This is a genomic window from Microbacterium sp. HSID17254 (assembly GCF_003989315.1).
GTDB lineage: Bacteria > Actinomycetota > Actinomycetes > Actinomycetales > Microbacteriaceae > Microbacterium.
In genome coordinates this window covers 1-16,529 of the sequence record NZ_RBLT01000034.1, presented here as the reverse complement: position 1 = coordinate 16,529, position 16,529 = coordinate 1, and the positions used below count along the sequence as shown (strand labels likewise).

Genomic DNA, 16,529 nt, shown 5'->3' with positions numbered 1-16,529 from the left:
ATGAGGCTGGAGCGGGACGACCTGGAGGCGCTCGCCCGCGGGTACGCCCTGCTCGGCTCCGGCGGCGGCGGGTCCACGACGATGCTCGAACTCATCCTCGGCACCACCGCGCCCTGGCCCCTCGACGTCGCGCCGGTGGACGCGCTGGACCCCGCCACGCCCTGTCTCGGCGTGGCCTTCGTCGGGTCGACGATGCTGCTCGGCGAGCGGATGCCCGGTGCCGCGCCCTTCGCCCCGCTGCTGCGGGCGGTGGAGAGATGGCTCGGACATCCCGTCCCGGCGGTGTGCTCGCTCGAGGGCGGAGGGATGAACGGCCTCGCGCCGCTCACTCTGGCCGGATCGCACACCGTGGTGGACGCCGACTGCACGGGGCGTGCGGTGCCGGGACTCGATCAGATGTCGCTGTTCGTCGACCGCGTGCCGGGACTGGTCTTCGCGTGCGAGACCGGGGCCGACGGGGTGGCGCTCGTGGAGGCGACGAGGGCGATCGATGCCGAGCGCGTGGTGCGTTCGGCCATCATCCAGGCCGGAGGCGTCGGCTGCGCCGTTCTCGCCGGCTTCACCGTCGGCGACCTGCGCGAGCACGCCATCGCCGACCACCTCGCCCGCGCGCTCGCCCTCGGCCGCAGCTTCCTGGCGCACCGGGCGGCACCGCTGCCGGTCCTCGCCGAGGTGCTCGGGGGGACGCTGCTCGCCGAGGGCCGCATCGTGACCACCGCGTCCTCCGCGGCCGACCCGCACGTGAACGCGGTCGAGATCGCCGGACTCGGCGGAGCGGTGCACCGCATCGTCACCCGGTCCGAGACCCTCGCGGTGCTCACCGACGGCCTGCTGGTGGCCGCGGCGCCCGAGATCATCGTCCTCCTGGACGCCGTGTCCCGAGACGTCCTCGAAGTCACCGAGCTGGCCCCGGGGCGCACCGTGGCGACCCTCGCCCTCCCCGCTCCCGCATGGTGGAACGCCCGCCCCGAGCGTCGGGCCCGGGTGGTGCCTTCCGCCTACGGGCTCGTCGATCTGGACGCGGCGTGAGCGGGGCGCTCGCGCTGCCGGCGCTGCTTGCGCAGGAGGAGAACGGCGTCCTCCGCCATGTCGCGGGCCCGCGGGATGTCGCGTGGGACGCGGTGGTGGTGGAAGCCGGCGAGTCCGACCTGCCCGACGAGGGCATCGGCCGGCTCGCGATCCTCACGTCCGGGGCGCCGGTCGCCACCTGGCAGCAGGACGCGATGCTGCGCCGGGTCCGCGACCGCGGGTTCACGGGGCTCGCCCTCCCCGGTGCCGCCGGTGTCGACCCCGGGGCGCTCCGCCTCGCGGACCGGATCGGTCTCGCCCTGCTCGACGTCGAGAGGCCGGTCCAGCTCGCCCGCGCCTGCTGGATGCTCATCGAGGCCCGCGACGCTCTGACGCTCACGCGGGTGCGCAAGGTCGCGCAGTCGTTCGAGTACGCCGCCGACGACCTCGGCGACCTGCTCGGACACCTCGCGGCGAACCTCGGTCTGGGCGTCGCTCTCGTCGATGCCGCGGGAGTGCTCCGTGAAGCCGGCGGACACCTGGACGCCGAACTGCACGCGGCGATCCGCTTCGACGCGTGGAGCGACAGCGCCAGGGCGGGGGAGGGCACGGCCGCCTCGGTGCGGGTGGACAGCCCCGGCCGGTCCGGTCTGCGTCTCGTCCTGTTCGGCCACGGCTTCGGAGAGGCACAGCTGCGGTCGCTCCTGGTGGCCGCGGAGGTCGCCATGCCCGCGGTGGCCGCCCGCATCCTCATCGACGAGATCGCGGCCGTCAACGACGTCGCGGCATCGTCGGGCCTGCTGCGGGACTTCGTCGAGCTCCGCGGAGCCGCCGATGCCGATGTGGAACGGCGCATGGCGGAGCGGGGGTGGCGCACCGGCGGGCATCACCTCGGCTTCCGCATGGTGGCGCGCAGCCGGGTGGAGCCGCTCGCACTCCTCCGTGCGATCAGGCCCGGCCTCAGCGCGATCGACGCCGAGGCGCACGCGACCACGGCGGGTCGAGGCCTCAGCGGCTGGCTCTCGTTCGCTGAGGCCCCGGGGCCCGATCGCATCGAGCGGGCCGTGACGGCACTGCGCGACCTCCACCTCACGGCACTGCGCGACTTCGCCGTGGCGACCGGGGTGGGCTCGGCGCAGACCGGGCCGGAAGGACTGGCGGCGACCCTCGACGAGGCCGGCGACGCCGCACGGATCGCCGCGGCCCGGTCGGCCACCGGATGGTTCGTCCGCGTCGACAGCCTCGGGCTCGAACAGCTCCTGCTCGCCTGGACCGGCAACGACACCTTCGTCCCGGCCGCGCAGTCGCTGCTCGCCCCTCTGGCCGAGGGGAACGGGGAACTGCTCAGGACCCTGTCGGCCTACCTCGACCACGAGTCCGGCATCGCGGCCACCGCGGCCGCTCTCGGGCTGCACCGCAACACGGTGGCCGTGCGGATCCGCCGGGTGCAGGAGCTCCTCGGGATCGACATGAACGACCCCGAGGCGCGGCTGGCGCTGCATCTCGCGTGCCGGGCGGTGCTGCCGGGCTGAGCCCGGAGCACACCGTCCGGGGTCACTCCGGGTCGCCGTGCAGCATCCAGGCGATCCCGAAGCGGTCGACGAGCATCCCGAACGTCCCGCCCCACGGCGGCACATCGAGCGGCATCGTGATCGTGGCGCCTTCGGAGAGGCGGTCCCACACCTGCCGGGTGACCTCCTGGGTGTTGCCGCTCAGGGACACGGAGACGCCCTGCGGCTTCTCGTAGGTCATGCCCTCCGGGGTGTCCGACGCCATGAGCACGAGGCCGTCGGGGGTCGTGAGCTGCGCATGCATCACGAGGTCCTTCTGGCTCGGATCCTGCACCATGTCGGGGAAGTCGCCGAAGACCGTGATGTCGAGATCTCCGCCGAGGACTCCCCGGTAGAACTCCATGGCCTCGCGGGCCTCGGTGCGGAAGGACAGGTAGGGATTGAGGTTCGCCATGCGTGCTCCTGGTCGCTCGACTGCTGGAAGACCCCCGCCCCTCCTCAGTCTGCGCGCGCCGGCACCGCCTCGGCAAGCCATTCTGTGAACGTCTGCGTCCCGCGCACGGCATCCGGTCCCGGCAGCGCCTTCCCCGCGCGCATCCCCGCCATCTGCGGGCCGGGCACGTTCAGCGCCGGGATCCAGCCTCGGTACCCGATGCGCCGAGCGTACGCCCGCACCATGTCGGCGAGCTGCTCTTCGCGGGGGCCGGCGAAGTCAGGCACTCGACCCTGCGCGTCCCCGATCGCGAGCGTGACGAGCCGCTCCGCGACCTCGCGGGCCGCCACCGGCTGCGTGCGCGCACGCGGGGCGAGATGCAGCGGCCCCGCCTTCGCGCGCGCGAACATCTGCGCGGCGAACTCGTGGAACTGCGTGGCTCGGAGGATCGTGGAGGGGACGGCGGACGCGGAGACCAGCTTCTCCTGGGCCACTTTGCCCGCGTAGTAGTCGTAGGGGATCCGGTCGATGCCGACGATGGAGAGCAGGACGACGTGCCCCACGCCGGTGTCCGCGGCGGCGGCGAGGAGGTTCCCGGTGGCGGCGGTGAAGAACTCGATCGCCGTGCTCGCCTTCAGGGTCTCGACGCTCACGACATCGATCACGGCATCGGCTCCGGTCAGCGCCGCCTCCAGCCCGCGCCCGCTGACCAGATCGACGCCGTGCGAACGACTGAGCACGACGGCCTCATGACCGGCGCCCCGGACGGCCTCCACCGTGGGCGTGCCGACGACGCCGGTCCCTCCTGCGACGACGATCCTCATGCGTCGATCCTCACTCCCGATCCAGCCCGAAAGTGCGCTTCACGAGCGCCTGCACATCACGGTCGAGCCCGTCGATGCGGGCGTTGACGCCGTCGATGCGCGTGCCGACCGCGTCGAAGCGGGTGTTGACCGCATCGAAGCGCGCGGTCATCTCGTTCCGCAGGCCCCCGATCTCGCTGCGGAGGACGCGGATGAACAGCGTCGAGACGACCGTGAGCATGCCCATCATCAGCGCCGTGAACGCGCCGATCATGGTCCAGACCTGCGCACCGTCCATGGTTTCCATCCCCTCATCGTGGCACCGGATCCTTCAGCCTGCCAGCATCCTGGCGGACGCCACGCCCGGCCCCTCGCGCTCTGTGGAGACACCGGAGATCGCGGGGATTCGGGAGGAAGGGCCGGGTGAGGATCCCTCCTCACCCGGCCCTCGGTCAGTCGCCCTTCACGTTCACGAGCTGTCGCAGCATGTGCCGGATCCGCACCAGGCTCGCCGCATCCTCCATCACCCGATCGATGGGCTTGTAGGCCTGGGGGATCTCATCGATGAAGGCGTCGGTGTCCCGGAACTCGATGCCGGCCATCGCCTCCCGCAGCTGCGCGTGGGTGAACGTCTTCCGCGCCGCGGACCGCGAGTACTCCCGCCCGGCACCGTGCGGGGAGGAGTTCAGCGACAGCGGGTCGCCGAGCCCCTCCACCACGTACGATGCCGTGCCCATCGACCCGGGGATGAGTCCGGGCCGACCCGCGTCCGCCTGGATCGCGCCCTTGCGGGACACCCAGACGCGCTTTCCGAAGTGCATCTCCGACTCCGTGAAGTTGTGGTGGCAGTTGATCCGCTCCTCCTCCTCGACCGGAGCGCCGAGGAAGTCGGAGAGCTGCCGGATGACGCGGTCCATCATCTCCTCGCGGTTCAGCAACGCGAAGTGCTGTGCCCACCGGAGCTCGCGGATGTAGCGCGTGAACTCCGGCGTGCCCTCGACGAGGTAGGCCAGGTCGGGGTCGGGCAGGTCGATCCACCACTGCTTCGCCAGCCGCTGCGCGACCGCGATGTGGTGCCCGGCGATCTTGTTGCCCACGCCGCGGGACCCGGAATGCAGGAACAGCCAGACCCGGTCGAGCTCGTCCACCGACACCTCGATGAAGTGGTTCCCCGAGCCGAGCGTGCCGAGCTGGAGCCGCCAGTTCTTCGCGTAGCCCTCGGGGTCGAACTCGGCCGCACGTGCTCGCTCCTCCAGCTCGGCGATGCGCGGTGCGGCCGTCGCCACGACCTTGTTGTTGTAGTGCCCGGCGGACAGCGGGATCGCGCGCTCGATCTGCTCCCGGAGCGCGGCGAGGTCGCACCCGTCGAGGTCGTCCTTCGTGAACGGCGTGCGGACGGCGATCATGCCGCAGCCGATGTCGACGCCGACGGCCGCGGGGATGATCGCGCCGAGCGTCGGGATGACAGACCCGACGGTCGCGCCCTTGCCGAGGTGCGCATCCGGCATCAGCGCCAGGTGCGGGTGGATGAACGGCATGCGTGAGGTGGTGCGGGCCTGATCGAGGGTCTTCTCATCGATCAGGGACGCCCACGACAGCAGCCGCGCGGAGAGCCTCTCCATGATTCCTTTCCTTGTGGTGGTGTCCGGCCACAGGTCAGGGAGTCTTCCGACGGAAAACGCCCCGGACCTGACGGTGCGGGGCGTTGCGAGAGCGGATGCTGTCACACGGCGCGCGCCGGAGGGTACGACTCGTCGCGGTCATTGCGCTTCTGCGGAAGCGGCAATGCCACGTTCTGGGGAAGATTCCGCGGGGCGGTCATCCGTCGTCTCCTCGGCTGGTGTGCGGCGCCGGTCGGCACAGCCTTGCCACCCTAGGCGGCGACACGCCCGGGCGTCAAGCGTCCTTCGGCGGGTTGTACATGAACTCGAGCCGGATGCCGTCGGCGTCCTCGACGAAAGAGGCGTAGTACCGCTCGCTGTACCGCGGATACTCCTTCGGCTCGCGCACCGCGGTCCAGCCGGCGTCGAGGGCGAGGTCGTGGAGTCGGTCGACCTCGGCGCGCGACGGCACCGCGAAGGCCATGTGCTGCCAGCCGACGCGGCCGTGGCGGTGAGGCGTGGAATCGTCGTCCCACGTGTAGAGGATGATCTCGGTCTCGTCGCCGGTGTGCCAGGAGATCGAGTGATCGTCCTCCCCACCGAGCTCGTAGCCGAGCGCGGTGAGCACGGGATGGAACTGCGCGCGTCCGCGCTCCAGGTCGGCGACGGTGATGCCCAGGTGATCGAGGAGAGCCATGCGCCCAGTCTGTCAGCGCAGCGGTCGCCTGTCAGTGCGGAGCGTGGTATTCGGCTTCGCCGCGCTTCCAGTAGCCCTTCACGACGGCGTTCGCGCTGTCTACGCCCCAGCGTGCGAGCAGGGCCCGGCCGGGCTTCACGATGGACTGCTCGGCGGCGATGAACACGAACGGGTCGTCTCCCACGACGTCGTCCGCGGTCAGCGCGTCGAGGAAGGCGATCAGCGCGGAGCCGGCCGGCGCGTCGCCGCGGTGCAGCCACTCGACAGGCACCGGAGCGTCGATCTCGATCTCGCGGCCGGCCGACACCGTCTCGATGACGATGCGTGCGGGGGTGCCGGCGGGGATGAGGGCGGCGAAGCGACGGATCGCGGGGATGGCGGTCTCGTCGCCGACGAGGAGCCATGATCCCGGCTCTCCGGTGAGGACGGCGGCGCCGCGCGGCCCGCCGACGCCGATGGTCGACCCGAGCGGGGCGTTCGCGGCCCACGGGGCGGCCACGCCCTGATCGCCGTGCACGGCGAACTCCACGTCGAGCCAGTCGTCACCCCAGGCGAGGGGCGTGTACTCGCGGCTCGGGGAGGCCCGCAGCTCCTCCACCGAGTCCACGGGGCCGCTCGGGAAGAAGAGCCGCATGTGGTCGTCGGAACCCGGGGAGTCGAAGCCGGCGAGGTCGGGCCCGGACAGGCGGACGCGCACGAAGTCCGGAGCGAGCCATTCGCGGGCGCTCAGCGTGACGTTGCGGAAGCGCAGCTCGAGGCCGCGACGCTCGATCGAGAAACCGGATTTCGTATCGCTCATAAAGTAAGGCTAACCTAAAAACCGACGCGGTCGGCTCGCCCGCCCGTCGGACCGGCGCCCCACGAGGGCGCACACATCCCCGCAGAACAGGAGTCTCTCCATGTCCGTGCCCAGAACCCTCACCGCCACGAGCGTCGCTATCGTCGGCCTGCTCGCCCTCTCCGGCTGCGCGTCCGGCGGCGAAGCCGAACCCGAAGAGACGACGGCGGAATCGGGGACCGTGACCATCGAGGACAACACCGGCACGCACGAGATCAGCACGCCGCCGGCCTCGGTCGTCGCTCTGGACAACCGGACCTTCCAGACCCTCTCCGACTGGGGCATCGAGCTCTCCGCCGGCGCGGTCTCCCTCATGCCGGAGACCGTCTCCTACGTGAAGGACGAGGACATCGTCGACATCGGCCTGCACTCCGAGCCCGACCTCGAGGCCATCGTCGCCGCCGACCCCGACCTCATCATCAGCGGCCAGCGGTTCACGCAGCACAACGAGGCCATCGCCGAGCTCGTCCCTGACGCCACGATCATCGACCTGGAGCCGAGGGACGGCGAGCCCTTCGACGAGGAGCTCAAGCGGCAGACCACCGCCCTGGGCGAGATCTTCGGCAAGCAGGACGAGGCACAGAAGCTCGTCGAGGAGTTCGACGCCGCTGTGGACCGCGCGAAGGCGGCCTACGACGACGCCGACACCGTCATGGCGGTGAACACTTCGGGCGGGCAGATCGGCTACCTCGCTCCGACCGTCGGCCGCTCGCTGGGACCGATCTACGACATGCTCGGCCTCACGCCGGCACTGCAGGTCGACGACGCGACCGACGACCACCAGGGCGACGAGATCTCGGTCGAGGCGATCGCCGCCTCGAACCCCGACTGGATCCTGGTGCTCGACCGGGATGCCGTGTTCGCGGCGGAGACGCCGGACTACGTGCAGGCGGCGGAGATCATCGAGAGCTCCGAGGCGCTCGCCGGCGTGACCGCCGTGAAGGACGACCAGATCGTCTACATGCCCACGGACACCTACCTGAACGAGAGCATCCAGACGTACACGACGTTCCTCAACGACCTCGCCGACGCGCTCGAGAAGAGCGCCGACAAGTAAGGGCTGTGCGGCGGCGTCCCGACCGGGGCGCCGCCGCCGGCATCCCCCATGACCTCTCCTCTCCTCACATCGACATCGCGATCGTCCGCACGGCTGTTCGATCCGAAGCTGCTCATCGGCGTCCTCGTCGTGGCGGCGCTCCTGGTGATCTCGCTCTTCACCGGCGTGTACGACATCGCCGGCGCGGACGACGGCGCGCAGATGTTCCAGATCACCCGCGTTCCCCGCACGATCGCGCTGGTGCTCGCCGGCGCGGCGATGGCGATGGCCGGCCTCGTCATGCAGCTGCTCACGCAGAACCGCTTCGTCGAGCCGACCACCACCGGGACCACGGAGTGGGCGGGACTCGGGCTCCTCGCCGTGATGGTGCTCGTGCCGCAGCCCTCGCTTCCGCTGCGCATGGCCGGAGCCGTGCTCGCCGCGTTCGTCGGCACGATGGTGTTCTTCGCGTTCCTCCGCCGCGTCGCGTTGAAGTCGTCGCTCATCGTGCCCATCGTCGGCATCATGCTGGGCGCGGTGGTCGGCGCCATCACGACCTACTTCGCCCTCGCCACGAACTCGCTGCAGATCATCGGCGTCTGGTTCGCGGGCAGCTTCACGTCGGTCATGCGCGGCCAGTACGAGATGCTGTGGATCGTCGCCATCATCGGCGTCATCGTCTTCCTCGTGGCCGACCGGCTGACCATCGCCGGGCTGGGGGAGGAGATCGCCACCAACGTCGGGGTGAACTACAACCGGATGATCCTGCTCGGCACCGCGCTGATCGCGGTGACGACCGGCGTGGTGACCGTCGTCGTCGGCAACCTCCCCTTCCTGGGGCTCATCGTCCCGAACATCGTCTCGATGGTCCGTGGTGACGACCTGCGCAGCAATCTGCCGTGGGTGTGTCTTCTCGGCATCGCGATCGTCACCGTCTGCGACATCATCGGGCGGACGATCATCATGCCGTTCGAGGTGCCGGTGTCGCTGATCCTCGGTGTCGTCGGCGCGGTCGTGTTCGTGCTCCTCCTCCTTCGGCAGCGTCGTCGTGGCTGAGGCGACGATGACGGCGACCACGGCCCCGCGGACGACGCGGTCGGCCGGGGCGTTCACGACCGCACGGGCGCGCCGCCGCTACATCGTCGTGCTGGTGGTGCTCGGCGTGATCGCCCTCGGTTCCGCCTTCGGTCTCCTCGCCTGGGACAACCCGCTCCCCGTCGGCACCCCCGGCTTCTGGCGCATCGCGCAGCACCGCGCGACCGCCGTGGTCGTGATGGCGCTCGTCGCGGTCGCCCAGGCCGTCGCCACGGTGAGCTTCCAGACGGTCACGAACAACCGGATCATCACTCCCTCGATCATGGGCTTCGAGTCGTTGTACCGCGTCGTGCAGACCACGACCGTGTACCTCTTCGGGGTGGCGGGTCTGGTGACGATCCAGGGCGTCGGCCAGTTCGCCCTCCAGGTGCTCGTCATGGTCGGGCTCGCCGTCGTGCTCTACGGGTGGCTGCTGTCGGGCCGATACGGCAACCTCCAGATCATGCTGCTCGTGGGCATCGTGATCGGGGGAGGCCTCGGGGCGATCGCCACCTTCATGCAGCGGCTGCTCACCCCCAGCGAGTTCGATGTGCTCGCCGCCCGGCTGTTCGGTAACGTCTCCAACGCCGACCCTTCGTACCTCCCGCTCGCGGTCCCGCTCGTGATCGCGGCGTCCGCCCTGCTGTGGCTGCGGTCCCGGCGGTTGAACGTGCTCGCGCTCGGTCCCGATGCCGCGCGATCGCTGGGGCTCGACCACCGCAGGGAGCAGTTCCTCGTCCTGACGCTCGTCGCGGTGCTGATGGCCACCTCCACCGCCCTGGTCGGACCGATGACCTTCCTGGGCTTCCTCGTGGCGACGCTCGCCTACCAGTTCGCCGACACGCACGACCATCGGCTGATCTTCCCGGTCGCCGTCCTCACCGCGTTCTCGATCCTGGCGGGGGCGTACTTCGTCATGAAGAACGTCTTCTACGCGCAGGGCATGGTGTCGATCCTCATCGAGATCGTGGGCGGCACCGTGTTCCTCATCGTCATCCTCCGAAAGGGCAGACTGTGATCGCACTCGACGGCGTCCGCCGTGACTACAGCAGCGAGGTGGCGATCGGCCCCGTCGACCTCCGGATCCCGACCGGCGGGATCACGGCCCTCATCGGGCCGAACGGTGCCGGCAAATCGACGCTCCTGACCATGATCGGCCGGCTGAACGGGATGGACGCCGGAGCCATCGAGATCGCCGGGCTCGACGTCGCCTCCACGAAGTCGAAGGATCTGGCCAAGGTGGTCTCGATCCTCCGCCAGGAGAACCACTTCGTGACCAGGCTCACCGTGCGGCAGCTCGTGGGTTTCGGCCGCTTCCCGCACTCCCAGGGCCGGTTGACGAGGGCCGACGAGGAGGTCATCAGCCAGGCGATCGACTTCCTCGATCTAGGGGCGCTCGAGGGGCGCTACCTCGACGAGCTCTCGGGCGGGCAGCGGCAGCGGGCCTACGTGGCCATGGTCCTCGCGCAGGACACGGAGTTCGTGCTGCTGGACGAGCCCCTCAACAACCTCGACATGCGGCACGCCGTGCAGATGATGAAGCACCTGCGGCGGGCGGCGGAGGAGCTCGGGCGCACGATCGTCATCGTGCTGCACGACATCAACTTCGCCGGGCACTACGCCGACCACATCTGCGCCATGAAGGACGGCCGGGTGGTGGAGTTCGGCCCGCCGGCGGAGATCATGACGGACGACGTGCTGAGCCGGGTGTTCGACACCCCGGTGCAGGTCGTGGAGGGCCCGTCCGGCCCCCTCGCCGTCTACTACTGACGGGCGTCAGAGCTCGACGCCATGGTCCTCGTCGTTCACGCCCGCGTTGTGACCGCGGCGGGACTCGTAGCCGAGGAACCAGCCGAACCACACGATCGCGGCGAGCAGCACGCCCAGCCAGACGTTCTGGAAGATGAGGCCGAGGACGACACCGGCGATCAGCAGGCCGACCGTGACGAAGATGCGCAGGGCGGTACGGGACATGCGCTCAGCATACGTCGGTCGCTGCGATCACAGACCGATCAGCGTCGGCGGTGGTCCTCCGGCGCGAGCCGGGGCCCGCGCCGCGCCTCGGCGACGCCGCTCGCGAAGATGAGCCGGATGACGCGCTGCCGGTGGCCGGCCCAGGGTGCGAGCAGTTCGACCATTCCGGCATCGTCCGTGCGGTGCCCGGTCAGGGCATGCCCGACCTCGTGCGCCAGGTGGTAGTCGCCCACGCTGACCGCATCGGGGTCGCCCAGCGCGCGGATCCGGGTCTCCGCAGCGGTCCAGACGCCGACTCCGGGCAGGCTCGTGAGCACGCGGTCACGGTCAGGGCCGGTCGTGGCCGCTCGGACGGCAGCGGCGATGCGGTCGCCGCGCTCCGCTGCCCGCACGATGGTCTTCGACTGGGGCGGCTCCACTCCGGCGCGATGCCACGCCCAGGACGGGATGCGTCGCCACTGCGCCGCCGTGGGAGCGACGGCCATCGGTCGCGGCGTCGGCCCCGGTGCCGGGTCGCCGTAGCGCGACACGAGGTACCTCCAGGCGCCGAAGGCCTGCATGGAGGTGACCTTCTGCTCGAGGATGCCGCAGGCGAGGGCATCGAAGACCTCATCCGTCCGCGCGAGCCGGATGCCGGGGTGCCGCCGGGCCGCCTCGGCGATGAGGGGGTGCAGGGAGGGATCGAAGCCGGTCGGGTCGTCGCCGGCACCGCACAGCGCCGGCACGAGGGCGAGGGCGTGCTCGGCACCCGGGCCCCAGGCGGTCGCCTTGACCTCGTTCCCCGACATCCGCAGGGCGAGCGTCGAGGGGCCCTGCGGTGTGCGGACCGCGCGCCAGATGACCGGGCCGTCGAAGACCATCGTCGGATCGGTGCCGCCGCGGCGCAGCATGCCGACGGTGCGCCGGAGATCGAGCGGCTGCGGCGGGCGGTACGTCGTCTCCCGCGGAGGGCCCGCGCGGACGGCGCCCGCCGTCGCGGGGGCGGCGGCGAGGGTCATGCGCCCACCCTACGCGCGGCTCCTGACACCGGCCTCCCGGCGAGGGGAGCGCGTCAGAAGCGGTCGGGCGACGGGGTTCCGTGGCCGTAGCGGATGACGACATCGGCGTGACGGTCGAACCGGTAGCCGATGCCGCGCACGGTACGGACGATGTCCTCGTAGCGGCCGAGCTTCGCCCGCAGCCGGCGCACGTGCACGTCGATCGTGCGCTCGCCCGGCGTCTCGTCGTCCTGGGCCTGCCAGAGGGCGGCGACGAGCTCGCTGCGCTCGATCGTGCGGCCCTCGCGGAGGACGAGGTACTGCAGCAGCTCGAACTCCTTGTAGGTGAAGGCGGCGGACTCGCCGTCGATGAGCACGCGCTTGCGGGAGATGTCGACGGTGACGCCGGACTCCTCGGGCGTGGTCTCCTCCTCGGCGGCGGCCTTGGTGCGGGCGATCGCGCCGGGCTCCTGCAGGGCGAGACGCACGACGTCGAGGTCTCGGCCGCCGGAGCCGTGCGGGGCGAGGGCGACGGTGGCGTGGGTCTCGGCGCCGGGCGCGAGCTCGGCCAGCGTGCGGCGGAGGGCGTCGACGAGCAGCGGAAGGCTCACACCGGCTTCGGCGGCCTTGATCTCGTCCAGGCCGACGTAGAGGGCGAAGCCGCGGGGCGAGCGGACGGCGGGGAGGTCGGCGCCGGCCGGGGCCAACGGGGCCGACGGCTCGGCGGGTCGGACGGTGCGGTTCGGGGCGGTGACGGCGGGACGCTCGAGAAGGGCGGAGTTCGACATGATGATGGGTCCTCAGGACGTGAGCCCGACGGGAGGGGGCTCGGATGCGTTGCACGAATGACCGGCGGAGCCGGGGAAGCGAGCACGGGTGTGTGCTCGGGACGCTGCTCTCGCAGATGGCGAGGAGTCAGGTCAGGCGAGGTGGCTGTTCGTTCAGCGACACATTCGGCAACACATGTCAACGCGACCGGGCATCATCATCCCGGCAGTCCCGTTCGCCTCCTGGGCGGACAAAGGGCGTGCGTTGATGGTCATGGGGGGATTATGTCCGATCGTGACGGGACATGTCAAAACGCCCGGGCGCGTCGCAAGAGGCGTAACGTGACACGGATGACGATCTCGCACACCGTCGGCGGCTTCATCCTGACCGACGAGAAGGACGCATCGCGGTACACCCTCACGCGCGACGGGAAGCTCGTCAGCGTGCTCGACTACCGGGACGACGGCCACACGGTCGCGCTCACCCGGGCCTACACGGTCCCGGCATTCCGCGGGAACGGGTACGCCGGGAAGGTGGTCGAGGGGGCCGTGGCCGACATCGCGGAGCGCGGCGACCGCAAGGTGGACGCCGTCTGCTGGTACGTGGCGGAGTGGTTCGCCGCGCACCCCGAGCAGTCGGGTCTTCTCCGCACGCGCTGACCTTCCGGCTGTATGACGGACTGTTACGGCCGCCGCCTGCGAGGATGAGGGCATGAGACTCGCCGAAGCCCTCGCCGCCCGCGCCGACCTGCAGCGCCGCATCGAGCAGCTGCGGGCGCGCATCGTCGCGAACGCCCGGTACCAGGAGGGCGAGGAGCCCGCCGAGGACGCGACGGCGTTGATCGAGGAGGCGGAGGCCGCGTTGACCCGGCTGCAGAGCCTCATCCGCCGCATCAACGTCACGAACGCCCGGCTCGACCTCGGCCCGGACGGGACGATGACCGATGCGCTGGCCGCGCGGGACGTGCTGCGCCTGCGTCACGCCGTGCTCACGGATGCGGCGGCCGCGGCCTCGGGGGCGAACGAGCAGTACCTGCGGCAGATGCGCTCGGAGCTGCGGCAGGTGTCCGCGCTGCCCGTCGCCGCGCTGCGTGCGCGGGCGGATGCGGTCGCCCAGGAGCTCCGAGAGCTCGACAACCGGATCCAGCAGGCGAACTGGTCGCACGACCTCGAGGAGGAGAGCGGAAGTCGGTAGTCGCGACGGAGCGGGCACAACCCTCAGCCGGCGGGGCAAGCCCGGCTCCTGTGGGCGGAGGGCAGCCCTGATCTCGCATCGCGCAGCCCCGCACGCCGCACAGGTGAAGGTGCACAGCGCATTTCGCATCACCGCGTGCCGGCCGCCGCGACGAGGGTGGGTCAGGGGACCTTCCGCTTCCTCCTCGTGACTCGGGAGATGGCGCTCCCGGCACGCCTCGGAGGGAATGTCCGAGGGTCTTCGTACCGTGGGGGTATGCGGATCCTGCACACCTCGGACTGGCACATCGGCCGGACGTTCCATGGCAACTCCACCATGGATGCGCTCGCCGAGGTGCTCGCCGCCCTGACCACGCAGGTCAGGGAGCACGAGGTGGACGTCGTCATCGTCGCGGGCGACGTGTTCGACTCCGCCACGCCCTCGGCCGCCGCCTACACCCTGCTCGGAGACGCTCTCGTCGGTCTGCACGAGACGGGAGCGCGGGTGGTCGTCACCAGTGGCAACCACGACTCCGCCGCGCGGCTGGGGTTCCAGGCCCGACTGCTGCGCGACGGCATCCACGTGCTCACCGATCCCCTCGCGGTCGGCACGCCCGTCACGATCGACGATGCCCACGGTCCCGTGCACTTCTTCGGTATCCCGTACCTGGAGCCCGCGATCGTTCGCCAGCACTGGCCGGAGGGCGACGCCGAGGGGCGGCAGCTGCGCACGCAGGCGCAGACCATGACGCACGCGATGACGCTCGTCCGCGCGGGCATGCAGGAGCACGAGGGCCGGTCGGTCGCCATCGCCCACTGCTTCGCCGCGGGCGTGGAGCCGACGGAGGGTCTCGAGCGCGAGGTGCGGCAGGGCGGCCTCGACGTCGTCCCCCTCCGCGCGTTCGACGGCCCCGACTACGTCGCACTGGGCCACATCCACGGTCGCCAGCAGGTGAGCGAGCGGGTGCGGTACGCCGGCGCTCCGCTGCACTACAGCTTCGGCGAACAGCACAAGCCGCGCGGCTCCTGGCTGGTCGACCTGGATGCCGACGGCCTTGCGGGCGTCGAGTGGCTGGAGCTTCCGGTTCCGCGGCGACTGGTCACGCTGACCGGCACCTTCGAGGAGATCCTCTCCGCAGAGAGCGTGGCCGCGCACGCCGACGCCTGGGTGTGCGCCGTCTATACCGACGCCGTGCCGCAGACCGAGCCCATGCGACGGCTCCGCGAGGCGTACCCGCACTGTGCCATGGTGCAGCATCAGCCCGCTGCGACCGGAGAGGAGCGCGAGCGCTCGTACGGTGAGCGGCTGCGGTCCGCGGTGACCGATGCCGACCGGATCGATGCGTTCCTCGAGCACGTGCGCGCCGGCCAGGGAGCCACCGAGGTCGAACGCGAGCTGATCCGCGAGGTGCTCGACGACCGGGTCCGCGCGGAAGCCCTCGTCTAGTGCGGCTGCATCGTCTGGAGGTCGAGGGGTTCGGGCCCTTCCGTGCGCGGCAGACCGTGGACTTCGACGCCTTCGCCGACGACGGGATCTTCCTCATCGCCGGCCGCACCGGAGCGGGGAAGTCGAGCATCCTGGATGCGGTCTGCTTCGGGCTGTACGGCGGGGTGCCGCGGTACGACGGCGGGGAGAAGAGGCTCCGCAGCGACCACAGCGAACCGGACGACCCCTCCGAGGTCGTCGTCGAGTTCAGCACGCCGTCCGGCCGCTACCGGGTCACGCGTTCCCCCGAGTACCTCCGGCCGGCCCGGCGGGGAGGAGGCCTGACGAAGCAGGCGGCGGCGGTCTCCCTGGAGGAGCTCACGGACGACGGCTGGGTCGGTCGCGCGGCGCGGGCTGTCGACGTGGCGCACGAGCTCGACGACATCCTTCAGCTCAGCCGCGAGCAGTTCCTGCAGGTGATCCTGCTGGCCCAGAACCGGTTCTCGGAGTTCCTGCTCGCAGGCAGCAGGGACCGGCAGGCGCTGCTGCGCCGGCTCTTCGGCACCGAGCGTTTCGAAGACGTGCAGGCGCGGTTCGACGAGCGGCGACGCCATGCCGAGCAGAGCCTCGGGGCACGTCTCGCCACGGTGTCCGCCCGGCTGGACGAGGCCGAGCGCCTCGTGGCGGATGCCGACCTCGGGCGCGACGCCGGCGACGCCGACGGCGAGGTCGGACCGGAGGCGCAGGGGGAGGGCCTCACGACGGCCGATCGCCTGGCGGAGCTGGAACGGGCGCAGGCTCGCGCTGCGTACCGGGCGGAACGGCGCGCTGCCGAGCGTCAGGAGGCGGAGAGGCGGTTCGAGGCCGCCGATGCTGTTCTGGCCGCCGCACGGGAGGATCAACGTGCCCAGAGCGAGCGCGACCGTGCCCGTGCGGCGATGGCGCGTCTGGACGCCGAGGAGGGAGCCATCGCCGAGGCGAAGGCGGAGCTCGCCAGGGCGCGGGCGGCCGAGGCGCTGCGGTCCTCGATCACCGCGGCCGACCGTGCCGTGACGGCGGCTGATGACGCGGTGGCTGCGGAGAAGCGCGCACGCGCGGACTGGGATCAGCTCGGTGTCGAGACCGACGACCTCGATGCGTGGATCGCCGACCGGACACGGGCCTCCGGGGTCTGGGAGCGCGCCGTCGTGCTGGAGGCCGAGGCACCGCGA

Annotated in this window: 19 protein-coding genes; 10 read left to right on the top strand and 9 right to left on the bottom strand. The window is 71.1% G+C overall.

Annotated elements, in window-relative coordinates; translation table 11 throughout:
• Entirely contained in the window at positions 1-1,029 is a 1,029-nt protein-coding gene (locus tag D8M34_RS14665) for an S-methyl thiohydantoin desulfurase domain-containing protein (protein ID WP_126894358.1), read from the top strand.
• Complete coding sequence (locus D8M34_RS14660; RefSeq protein ID WP_174235394.1) at positions 1,026-2,540, top strand: PucR family transcriptional regulator; 1,515 nt, start codon at positions 1,026-1,028, stop codon at positions 2,538-2,540. The genes D8M34_RS14665 and D8M34_RS14660 overlap by 4 nt, the downstream gene beginning before the upstream one ends.
• A 22-nt stretch (positions 2,541-2,562) precedes the next feature.
• Here the strand turns inward: D8M34_RS14660 and D8M34_RS14655 are convergent, their stop codons facing one another.
• The 6 genes from D8M34_RS14655 to D8M34_RS14630 form a co-directional block, all read right to left on the bottom strand.
• The gene (locus tag D8M34_RS14655) at positions 2,563-2,973 is read right to left on the bottom strand and encodes a VOC family protein (protein ID WP_025104497.1); all 411 of its coding nucleotides are present in this window, start codon (positions 2,971-2,973) and stop codon (positions 2,563-2,565) included.
• 44 nt (positions 2,974-3,017) lie between these two features.
• Positions 3,018-3,776: an SDR family oxidoreductase gene (locus tag D8M34_RS14650; RefSeq protein ID WP_085603892.1), complete on the bottom strand. Its 759-nt coding sequence runs from the start codon at positions 3,774-3,776 to the stop codon at positions 3,018-3,020.
• Between the two features lie 10 nt (positions 3,777-3,786).
• On the bottom strand, positions 3,787-4,062 hold the full coding sequence (locus D8M34_RS14645; protein ID WP_025104495.1) for a hypothetical protein: 276 nt from the start codon (positions 4,060-4,062) through the stop codon (positions 3,787-3,789).
• Between the two features lie 145 nt (positions 4,063-4,207).
• Positions 4,208-5,377, bottom strand: a complete 1,170-nt coding sequence (locus D8M34_RS14640) for an RtcB family protein (RefSeq protein ID WP_126894356.1) — start codon at positions 5,375-5,377, stop codon at positions 4,208-4,210.
• Between the two features lie 274 nt (positions 5,378-5,651).
• Positions 5,652-6,053 carry a VOC family protein gene (locus D8M34_RS14635; protein WP_025104493.1) on the bottom strand — a complete coding sequence of 134 codons (402 nt, stop codon included), beginning with the start codon at positions 6,051-6,053 and terminating at the stop codon, positions 5,652-5,654.
• A 31-nt stretch (positions 6,054-6,084) separates the two neighbouring features.
• On the bottom strand, positions 6,085-6,852 hold the full coding sequence (locus D8M34_RS14630; protein ID WP_025104492.1) for a siderophore-interacting protein: 768 nt from the start codon (positions 6,850-6,852) through the stop codon (positions 6,085-6,087).
• A 100-nt stretch (positions 6,853-6,952) separates the two neighbouring features.
• Here D8M34_RS14630 and D8M34_RS14625 point away from each other — a divergent pair, with 100 nt between their 5' ends.
• Genes D8M34_RS14625 through D8M34_RS14610 form a run of 4 tightly spaced genes read left to right on the top strand, consistent with a single transcriptional unit; the run spans position 6,953 to position 10,771 of the window.
• A complete protein-coding gene (locus D8M34_RS14625; RefSeq protein WP_126894355.1) occupies positions 6,953-7,948 on the top strand; it encodes a siderophore ABC transporter substrate-binding protein in 996 nt (331 codons plus the stop codon).
• A 48-nt stretch (positions 7,949-7,996) separates the two neighbouring features.
• A complete protein-coding gene (locus D8M34_RS14620) occupies positions 7,997-8,983 on the top strand; it encodes an ABC transporter permease (protein WP_025104490.1) in 987 nt (328 codons plus the stop codon).
• Between the two features lie 7 nt (positions 8,984-8,990).
• Positions 8,991-10,019 carry an iron chelate uptake ABC transporter family permease subunit gene (locus D8M34_RS14615; RefSeq protein WP_126894354.1) on the top strand — a complete coding sequence of 343 codons (1,029 nt, stop codon included), beginning with the start codon at positions 8,991-8,993 and terminating at the stop codon, positions 10,017-10,019.
• Positions 10,016-10,771, top strand: coding sequence for an iron ABC transporter ATP-binding protein (locus tag D8M34_RS14610; protein WP_062635655.1), 756 nt, complete (start codon positions 10,016-10,018; stop codon positions 10,769-10,771). Before D8M34_RS14615 ends, D8M34_RS14610 begins: the two co-directional genes overlap by 4 nt.
• A 6-nt stretch (positions 10,772-10,777) precedes the next feature.
• On the opposite strand, the gene D8M34_RS14605 is transcribed toward D8M34_RS14610, so the two are convergent.
• Genes D8M34_RS14605 through D8M34_RS14595 form a run of 3 tightly spaced genes read right to left on the bottom strand, consistent with a single transcriptional unit; the run spans position 10,778 to position 12,740 of the window.
• Entirely contained in the window at positions 10,778-10,975 is a 198-nt protein-coding gene (locus tag D8M34_RS14605) for a hypothetical protein (RefSeq protein ID WP_025104487.1), read from the bottom strand.
• A gap of 38 nt (positions 10,976-11,013) precedes the next feature.
• Positions 11,014-11,973, bottom strand: coding sequence for a DNA-3-methyladenine glycosylase family protein (locus D8M34_RS14600; protein WP_126894353.1), 960 nt, complete (start codon positions 11,971-11,973; stop codon positions 11,014-11,016).
• 53 nt (positions 11,974-12,026) lie between these two features.
• Entirely contained in the window at positions 12,027-12,740 is a 714-nt protein-coding gene (locus D8M34_RS14595; RefSeq protein ID WP_085603874.1) for a winged helix-turn-helix domain-containing protein, read from the bottom strand.
• Between the two features lie 330 nt (positions 12,741-13,070).
• Here D8M34_RS14595 and D8M34_RS14590 point away from each other — a divergent pair, with 330 nt between their 5' ends.
• The 4 genes from D8M34_RS14590 to D8M34_RS14575 form a co-directional block, all read left to right on the top strand.
• Positions 13,071-13,379, top strand: a complete 309-nt coding sequence (locus D8M34_RS14590) for a GNAT family N-acetyltransferase (RefSeq protein ID WP_025104484.1) — start codon at positions 13,071-13,073, stop codon at positions 13,377-13,379.
• A 52-nt stretch (positions 13,380-13,431) separates the two neighbouring features.
• Positions 13,432-13,914, top strand: a complete 483-nt coding sequence (locus tag D8M34_RS14585) for a DIP1984 family protein (protein WP_126894352.1) — start codon at positions 13,432-13,434, stop codon at positions 13,912-13,914.
• A gap of 255 nt (positions 13,915-14,169) precedes the next feature.
• On the top strand, positions 14,170-15,339 hold the full coding sequence (locus tag D8M34_RS14580; protein ID WP_126894351.1) for an exonuclease SbcCD subunit D: 1,170 nt from the start codon (positions 14,170-14,172) through the stop codon (positions 15,337-15,339).
• The coding region (locus tag D8M34_RS14575) for an AAA family ATPase (RefSeq protein ID WP_148113060.1) at positions 15,339-16,529 on the top strand (1,191 nt) is incomplete at its 3' end. The genes D8M34_RS14580 and D8M34_RS14575, both read left to right, overlap by 1 nt.